This is a genomic window from Actinomadura meyerae, from assembly GCF_900188445.1.
GTDB classification, from domain to species: domain Bacteria; phylum Actinomycetota; class Actinomycetes; order Streptosporangiales; family Streptosporangiaceae; genus Spirillospora; species Spirillospora meyerae.
Genome location: NZ_FZOR01000107.1, coordinates 1 through 1,822 on the forward strand (window position 1 = coordinate 1; position 1,822 = coordinate 1,822).

1 protein-coding gene is annotated in these 1,822 nt (G+C 62.7%); it reads left to right on the forward strand.

Annotated elements, in window-relative coordinates; genetic code table 11:
- The first annotated feature begins 91 nt into the window (after positions 1 to 91).
- On the forward strand, positions 92 to 1,777 hold the full coding sequence (locus tag CHF16_RS39115) for an N-6 DNA methylase (protein ID WP_089331232.1): 1,686 nt from the start codon (positions 92 to 94) through the stop codon (positions 1,775 to 1,777).
- The last annotated feature ends 45 nt before the right edge of the window (positions 1,778 to 1,822 follow it).

The window sequence follows — 1,822 nt, forward strand, 5'->3', positions numbered from 1 at the left end:
ATCGACCGAACCACCTACCAGGCCACCATCGCCATCGACATCCTCACCCCGACCAACTCGACAACAGCCGAAGACCCTTAACTTCCCGGCATTGGACCTAGTCGGTGTCCTTCGGCGGTTCCTGCTCTGGGAGCCGGAGTCCCCTCGAACGCTGACCTCGCTGGTGGGAATTCTCGGGGGCCTGTGCGGCCTGCTGAAGGACGAGGTCCACGCCGCGATCACCGACCCGCTGAAGAAGCGGTCGCAGATGCGGCTGGCATTGCTGGCCGACGACTGGCGGGACCTGCTCTTCCCTGGTCTCGACAATGAGCGGTTCGCTGACGCGTTCGCCCAGACGATCACGTTCGCTCTGCTCCTAGCCCGTGTCGACGGCATCGACCTCCTGGGCGAGAGTTATTACGAGATTGCCCAGAAGCTCGGGAAGCGGCACCTGCTGATGGGGCAGGCGTTTGCCGTGCTCACCAGCGGCGTGGACGATGAACTTGATACGATCGAGACCCTGCGCCGCGTCATCGATGTCGCCGACCTCAATGATTTGGACGTCAACCCGGCGGATGCCTACGCCTACCTGTACGAACGCTTCCTCGCAACCTACGACCCCGCACTGCGCAAGGAAACCGGTTCTTACTACACCCCCATCGATGTCGCCCGCCATATAGTCCGATTTGTCGACGAGATACTCCGAGAACATCTCGGCAAGGATTGGGGCTTCGCCGACGAGGACGTCGTGATCGTGGATCCCGCTATGGGAACTGGGACCTTCCTGGTCGAGGTCATCAGCGCCGTTGCCGACCGTGTCGCCGACGAGCTCGGCCCTGGGACACGTGAGGATTTCGTCCATGATCTGGTCTCGAGAAGGCTCATCGGGTTCGAGATCCAGGTCGCCCCATATGCGGTCGCCGAACTTCGCATTCATGGCTCCTTCAAGACCCGGTTCCAAGTGGAGACGCCCCCCAAGGCGCGACGCTTTCTCACCGACGCGCTGGCCAACCCGAGCCAAGTGCAGCGGAAGCTTGGCGCCCCGTACCGGGTAATGGAGGAAGCGCGCGACGAGGCGAACGACATCAAGCTCAAGGTCCCGGTGATGGTAGTCATCGGCAATCCGCCCCACGTGGAGAACGCGAAGGGCCGCGCCCCATGGATCGAAGAACCACGACAGGGGACACCAAGGCCCCAGTCCGTCGCCGCGCGCCCCTCCATCGACGAGTTCAGAGCCGAGGGCCTTGGCCGCTACGAGTCCGACCTGCACGGCATGCCCTGGTACTTTCTGCGCTGGGCGGCCTGGAAGGTGTTCGAGGCCGAGCAGCGCATGCCGGCGGGCGTAGTCGCCTTCATCGTCCCGTCCAGCGTGACCAGAAGCCGAGCCTTCAGCGGTCTGCGTGAATATCTGAGACGCAAGTGCAGAGTGGGCTGGGTCATCGAACTCACCCCCGAGGGCAACCGCCCGCCGATGCCTACGCGCGTCTTCGGACCCGATGTAGGTCGGCAACTCAGCATCCTCGTCTTCGCTAACGCCACCGCCGGTTCCGATGAGAGAGAAGCAGCCGACGTCTGGTATATCGCGTTGACCGGAACAAGCGAGGAGAAGCGCTCGGCGCTGAAGAAGCTGAAGACAACAGATCCACGTTGGCAGCGCTGCAGCCCCGATTGGCAGGCCGCTTTCCTCCCAGCCGGCGACCCGATATGGACGTCCTCCCCCTCACTCGGCGATCTCATGCCTTGGCGCTCTAGGGCGTGTCTCGAAGTCGGGTGTGTGACGGTGTGTCGTGATCTCTAAGTAGTGAGGTCTCCGGTAGATGGGTTCATCGACGAAGAAGAACCT